Origin of the sequence: Paenibacillus sp. OK003, assembly GCF_900109515.1 — a bacterium.
GTDB lineage: Bacteria > Bacillota > Bacilli > Paenibacillales > Paenibacillaceae > Paenibacillus > Paenibacillus marchantiae.
This window is the reverse complement of record NZ_FOBD01000011.1, coordinates 215,721-221,720: the sequence shown is the minus strand read 5'-3', so window position 1 is coordinate 221,720 and position 6,000 is coordinate 215,721. Positions and strand designations below refer to the sequence as shown.

The 6,000-nt window shown below is 45.9% G+C and carries 3 protein-coding genes and 11 tRNA genes; all 14 read left to right on the top strand.

Annotated elements, in window-relative coordinates:
- The first annotated feature begins 138 nt into the window (after nucleotides 1-138).
- The 14 genes from BMW94_RS19025 (at nucleotide 139) to BMW94_RS18960 (ending at nucleotide 5,995) form a co-directional block, all read left to right on the top strand.
- Nucleotides 139-214: transfer RNA gene (locus BMW94_RS19025), tRNA-Asn, on the top strand.
- A 3-nt stretch (nucleotides 215-217) separates the two neighbouring features.
- Nucleotides 218-290: transfer RNA gene (locus BMW94_RS19020), tRNA-Thr, on the top strand.
- A gap of 10 nt (nucleotides 291-300) precedes the next feature.
- Nucleotides 301-372 (top strand) — tRNA-Glu (locus BMW94_RS19015).
- A 6-nt stretch (nucleotides 373-378) separates the two neighbouring features.
- Nucleotides 379-454: transfer RNA gene (locus tag BMW94_RS19010), tRNA-Val, on the top strand.
- 10 nt (nucleotides 455-464) lie between these two features.
- Nucleotides 465-539: transfer RNA gene (locus tag BMW94_RS19005), tRNA-Gln, on the top strand.
- Nucleotides 540-555: 16 nt separating this feature from the next.
- Nucleotides 556-628: transfer RNA gene (locus tag BMW94_RS19000), tRNA-Lys, on the top strand.
- Nucleotides 629-638: 10 nt separating this feature from the next.
- Nucleotides 639-720: transfer RNA gene (locus tag BMW94_RS18995), tRNA-Leu, on the top strand.
- An 8-nt stretch (nucleotides 721-728) separates the two neighbouring features.
- Nucleotides 729-803 (top strand) — tRNA-Gly (locus tag BMW94_RS18990).
- Between the two features lie 6 nt (nucleotides 804-809).
- Nucleotides 810-886: transfer RNA gene (locus BMW94_RS18985), tRNA-Arg, on the top strand.
- Nucleotides 887-903: 17 nt separating this feature from the next.
- A tRNA-Pro gene (locus BMW94_RS18980) sits at nucleotides 904-977 on the top strand.
- A 9-nt stretch (nucleotides 978-986) separates the two neighbouring features.
- Nucleotides 987-1,057 (top strand) — tRNA-Gly (locus BMW94_RS18975).
- Nucleotides 1,058-1,629: 572 nt separating this feature from the next.
- Nucleotides 1,630-4,422: a phosphoenolpyruvate carboxylase gene (gene ppc / locus BMW94_RS18970; RefSeq protein ID WP_091000523.1), complete on the top strand. Its 2,793-nt coding sequence runs from the start codon at nucleotides 1,630-1,632 to the stop codon at nucleotides 4,420-4,422.
- A 256-nt stretch (nucleotides 4,423-4,678) separates the two neighbouring features.
- Entirely contained in the window at nucleotides 4,679-5,245 is a 567-nt protein-coding gene (gene sigW, locus BMW94_RS18965; protein ID WP_017692117.1) for an RNA polymerase sigma factor SigW, read from the top strand.
- A 135-nt stretch (nucleotides 5,246-5,380) separates the two neighbouring features.
- A complete protein-coding gene (locus BMW94_RS18960) occupies nucleotides 5,381-5,995 on the top strand; it encodes a zf-HC2 domain-containing protein (protein WP_063567043.1) in 615 nt (204 codons plus the stop codon).
- The last annotated feature ends 5 nt before the right edge of the window (nucleotides 5,996-6,000 follow it).

The window sequence follows — 6,000 nt, the reverse complement described above, 5'->3', positions numbered from 1 at the left end:
AGCGCCGATGGTACTTGGACCGCAGGGTCCTGGGAGAGTAGGACGCCGCCAAGCGAACTCTTTCATCCTACATAGAAAACAGGCTCTGCATGTTAACGTTGTACGATGAATTGCATTTGCACTGCAAATGCATATTATTCCCTGATAGCTCAGTTGGTAGAGCACTCGACTGTTAATCGAGTTGTCACAGGTTCGAGCCCTGTTCGGGGAGCCATTTGCTCTCATAGCTCAGTAGGTAGAGTGCATCCATGGTAAGGATGAGGTCACCGGTTCGATCCCGGTTGAGAGCTTTGGAAATGGGGCCCGTTGGTCAAGGGGTTAAGACACCTCCCTTTCACGGAGGTAACAGGGGTTCGAATCCCCTACGGGTCATAGGATGGAGGCTTAGCTCAGCTGGGAGAGCATCTGCCTTACAAGCAGAGGGTCGGGGGTTCGATCCCCTCAGCCTCCACCACTTAACTTAATGGGGATTAGCCAAGCGGTAAGGCAACGGACTTTGACTCCGTCATGCATAGGTTCAAATCCTATATCCCCAGCCATTTTAATTTTTAGTTTGAGTCATTAGCTCAGTTGGTAGAGCACCTGACTTTTAATCAGGGTGTCGAAGGTTCGAGCCCTTCATGACTCACTTTTCACATGCGCGTGTGGCGGAATTGGCAGACGCACTAGACTTAGGATCTAGCGTTTCACGACGTGGGGGTTCAAGTCCCTCCACGCGCATAGGTTTTGCGGACGTGGCTCAGCGGTAGAGCATCGCCTTGCCAAGGCGAGGGTCGCGGGTTCGATTCCCGTCGTCCGCTCCAATATTTGCGCCCTTAGCTCAGCTGGATAGAGCGTTTGACTACGAATCAAAAGGCCGGGAGTTCGAATCTCTCAGGGCGCGCCATTATTTTTCATAAGTATCGGGATGTAGCTCAGCTTGGTAGAGCACCTGGTTTGGGACCAGGGGGTCGCATGTTCAAATCGTGTCATCCCGATTTTTATTTGCGGGTGTAGTTCAATGGTAGAACTTTAGCCTTCCAAGCTAATAGCGTGGGTTCGATTCCCATCACCCGCTTCATGTTTCATCGAAAAGCCTCTTTATACAGAGGCTTTTCTTTTATTTATAGAAACAACACCTCATTAAAATAAGAATCTCCTCTATATTGGCTGATAAGTAAAAGAATACCTTGAGCCCCTTCATTAAATTCTACAAAAAGAAACAAAAAATTATAAATACACTCTTTAATTTATTGCGTCACTGTGATAAAGTATACAAAAGCTTGCTTTGCCGGTCATGTTTCTTTATGTTTCGTCTGGTTTGTAACCATGGAAATCACGCAGATACGAATCTATTCAGGTACAATGAACATTCCCACTCTAACTGTATATTTATGAAAAATTAAGAATAGGTATGAGTTATTCGAGTAGTGAAAAGTACGTGAAAAAGGTATCATGCGACAGCATCTGACCATTGATCGAAGCAGAACAAGAAAATGAATAATAAAGCGTGTTTTTGTGCTGTAAATCAGGGTAAATCCCCATTTTTACTAGTAGAAAAATAAAGATTTTCGGTCCATTTTATTGTATGATGTTATGAAGGTGTCAAATTTACGTGTACGAATGGAACGATCAGATGGGAGGATAAGCATGACTGAAACTATGGTAACCGCCAGCAAAAGCCAATCCAACAACCTGCTTCGGCGAGACGTGCGGTTCCTGGGCAATATACTCGGAGAAGTTCTTGTCCATCAAGGAGGCACGGAGCTTCTAGATATCGTTGAGAAGATTCGGGAAACGAGCAAATCGTTGCGTGCAGAGTTCTTGCCAGAACTTTATGCGGAGTTCAAAACGATGATCCAGGAATTAGACTCGGAAAATCGCCATCAGGTGATTAGAGCTTTTGCGATTTATTTTCAATTAGTTAACATTGCTGAACAAAACCATCGGATCCGGCGTAAACGGGATTATGAACGTTCTGCAGGGGACGCTGTGCAGCCAGGATCGATTGAAAAAGCAGTACAAGATCTGAAGGAACGTGGACTGTCTCACAAGGAAGTAGAGGATATTCTAGAAGATTTATCGCTGGAATTGGTTATGACAGCTCATCCAACCGAAGCCATGCGTCGGGTTATACTGGACATCCACAAACGGATATCCGAAGATGTCATGTCACTTGATAATCCTACGCTGACGTTGCGTGAACGTGAACAGTTGCGGGAGAAGCTGCTGAACGAAGTCATTACACTATGGCAGACGGATGAGCTTCGTGACCGTAAACCGACTGTGCTTGATGAAGTACGGAACGGAATGTATTACTTTCATGAAACGTTGTTCCATGTACTTCCGGATGTATACCAGGAGCTTGAACGCTGCCTGAATAAATTTTATCCTGACCATGACTGGCATGTGCCGACGTATTTGCGGTTCGGTTCCTGGATCGGTGGAGACCGGGATGGAAATCCTTCGGTAACTTCAGATGTAACATGGCAGACACTGTTGATGCAGCGTAAGCTCGCTTTACGTGAGTATCAACGGATTATGATTGAACTTATGGGACATCTCAGCTTCAGCACGAACATCATCCACGTATCGGATGAACTGGTTCAGTCGATTGAGCAAGACCGTAGTTGTGTAACATTGAAAAAAGTGGATATGTGGCGAAATGAAAAAGAGCCATATCGCATTAAATTGGCATATATGATTGCCAAGCTGAACAATGTCCTGGATGAGAACAAAGTAGGACAGCCTGATCGCTATGACAGCGCTCAAGGACTGATGGATGATCTGATGATTATCGATCGCAGCCTGCGTCATCATTTTGCAGACTATGTAGCAGATACGACCATTCGCAAAATGATCCGTCAAGTGGAGCTGTTCGGTTTCCATACGGCTTCATTGGATGTGCGTCAGCACAGCAAAGAGCATGAAAATGCGATGTCGGAGATTTTGGCCAAGATGAACATCGTAGAAGATTATGCTCGACTGACGGAAGATGGCAAAATCGATTTGCTGGCTCGTTTGCTGGATGATCCTCGTCCGCTGACGTCCCCTTATCACCAATACACAGAGGGAACCAAAGAGTGTCTGGATGTATTCCGTACGATCAAGCGTGCTCAGAGCGAGTTTGGGGCCGGTTGTATCACAAGCTACCTGATTAGTATGACCCAAGGAGCAAGTGATCTGCTTGAGGTTATGGTATTTGCCAAAGAAGTAGGTTTGTTCCGTAAAGAACATAACGGTGAAGTGGTATCTACGCTTCAAGCGGTTCCATTGTTTGAAACGATTGATGATCTTCATGCCGCTTCGGAAATTATGGAGAAGCTGTTCAACCTTCCGATATATCGCGCAAGTGTGAGTGGACGGAATGAACTGCATGAAATCATGTTGGGTTACTCGGACAGCAACAAGGATGGCGGAGTGGTTACAGCCAACTGGGAGCTGCGCGTGGCGATGAATGCTATCACCGATGTTGCTAATAAACACGGCGTTAAGCTGAAGTTTTTCCATGGTAGAGGTGGGGCGCTAGGACGTGGAGGCATGCCTCTCAACCGCAGTATTCTTGCTCAACCACCACACACCATTGGTGGGGGAATCAAGATTACAGAGCAGGGTGAGGTTATTTCTTCCCGTTATTCCCTTCAGGGAATTGCATACCGGAGTCTTGAGCAGGCTACATCGGCTTTGATTACCGCTGCACTAAACGGTCTGGAGCCGCAAGAGTCGGCATCAGAGCGTCATTGGGATAGCATCATCAAAGATATTTCTCAAGTTTCCCTGACCAAATACCAGGATCTCATTTTCCGTGATCCAGACTTCTTTACCTTCTTCAAGGAATCGACACCGCTGCCTGAGGTTGGGGAACTGAATATTGGTTCACGTCCATCCAAACGGAAAAACAGCGACAAGTTCGAGGATTTGAGAGCGATCCCTTGGGTATTTGCCTGGACCCAAAGTCGTTATTTGCTTCCCGCATGGTATGCGGCAGGAACGGGACTGCAAAGTTACTATCAGGATAAAGAAGAAAATCTGGTTGTCCTGAAAGAAATGTATGAAAACTTCCCATTCTTCCGTACACTAATTGATACGGTCCAGATGGCTGTTGCCAAAGCAGATTTGGTCATTGCGAAGGAATACTCGGCCATGACTTCCAATGAGGAAGCACGTGATCGCATCTATGGTCAGATTGAATCGGAATTCAAGCTCACCAAAGATCTGATTCTGAAAATTACCGGAGAAGCTGAAATTCTGGATGATGTACCGGTAATTCAAGAGTCGATCCGACTTCGTAATCCGTATGTCGATCCATTGTCCTACATGCAGGTCCAACTTCTGAGTGAGCTCAGAGACATGCGTGAGCGCGGCGAGGATGACACAGAGTTGCTGCGAGAAGTGCTGCTTACGATTAACGGCATTGCTGCAGGACTTCGTAATACGGGCTGATCGTTAATCTGCTTAACCATAAATGAAGTGAATTTTCCAGCCAAGTAGATAGCAAAAAGCTTAATTCTTTCCTCAGCCTGAGTGAGAGATGAAACGGGACTCCTTCGGGAGTTCCCGTTTTTACTGTTTTTGGCGGATATTTTCCGGCACAGTCTTGATTTTTGACCAAAGTTGATTTACGATTTGATTGGTGAATTACAAGTGTGGACGGGTATCAGAACGCGGAAGACCCATCAGCATGTCTGGGGGAATAAGGGTGGACAATTTGGAGAACAGGCTTGTTAAGCTGGTACTGAAGGGTGACCAGCGGGCCTTTGCAGAAATCGTTGAATTATACAAGGACAAGCTGTTTCATCTGGCATACCGGATGCTGAACAATCGTCATGAAGCCGAAGACGTTGTACAGGAGACGTTTTTGCGTGTGTTTCGTAATATGGAAAAGTATGATCCGAACCAGAAGTTCTCAACATGGATTTACCGGATTGCGACCAATCTGTGTATTGACCGCTTACGGCGGAAGAAACCTTCTTATTCATTGGATGCAGAACTGAATGATCAGGAAGGATCTGACGGTTATGCGATGCTTCCAAGCGATGATCGTACACCAGAGAGCGAAGCACTTTTGTCTGAGACACAGACACTTATCCGTGAAGCGATTGACAGTTTGCCGGCCAAGTATAAATCAGTCATGATTTTGAGATATTTACAGGACTTGTCGCTACAGGAAATCAGTGATGTGACAGGTATGCCCGTAACAACGATTAAGACTCGTGTTCATCGGGGGCGTGATTTTTTGCGTAAAAAACTGGAGTATAAGTTGTAAATGAAAAACGTCTTTATTTTGGGCGAATTTATTTGAAACATATCCGAAACGGATACGTATGTAATGTATGCAAGTCTTATGCGTGCTTTTTGGCGATGCAAGGACTAAGTGATCTAAGAAAGGATTGGCTCTCATATGGATTGCAACTCGGCCGTCTCTTTAATGCATGAATGTTTGGATGAGTCGTTGTCCCCGGCCCAGAAGGTTGAACTGAAAAGTCACCTTGTGACCTGTCCGGATTGTCGCATGCGCTTTAAAGAGTTGGAACAGACGGAAATGCTACTCTTTGCCATGAAACACTATTCACCGTCTGCCTCGGATGAGCTGACCAATCGAATTATGAATGCTCTGCCCCAGCCCAAGAGACAGCAAATATGGCTCAAATGGGTCAAAGGACATCCCGCGCTGACGGCGGCAGCCTTCTTTTTGGTCGTGATGCTCTTTAGCGCCTGGAATTTCTGGAATCAGAATAACGAAATGGTCGTTAAGGGAAATAATCTGGACCAGATCGTGATTGAAGGAAACACGGTTATTGTTCCGGAGGGCAAGTCCATTGCTGGCGATCTTACGATAGAGAATGGAACTGCTCAGGTATACGGTGATGTAAATGGCAATCTGACAGTCATCGACGGACAGTTGTATCAGGCCTCAACGGCACATATTTCCGGTCAGGTGAAAAGTATTGATCAGGCGCTGGACTGGTTCTGGTACAAAATAACCAATATGGTAAATGAAGTGGCTTATCGCTAAAACAG

What these genes read in the sequence shown, in the direction of transcription:
- ppc (WP_091000523.1), top strand. Translation starts at nt 1,630, where the DNA reads ATGACTGAAACTATGGTAACCGCCAGCAAAAGCCAATCCAACAACCTG.
- BMW94_RS18960 (WP_063567043.1), top strand. Translation starts at nt 5,381, where the DNA reads ATGGATTGCAACTCGGCCGTCTCTTTAATGCATGAATGTTTGGATGAG.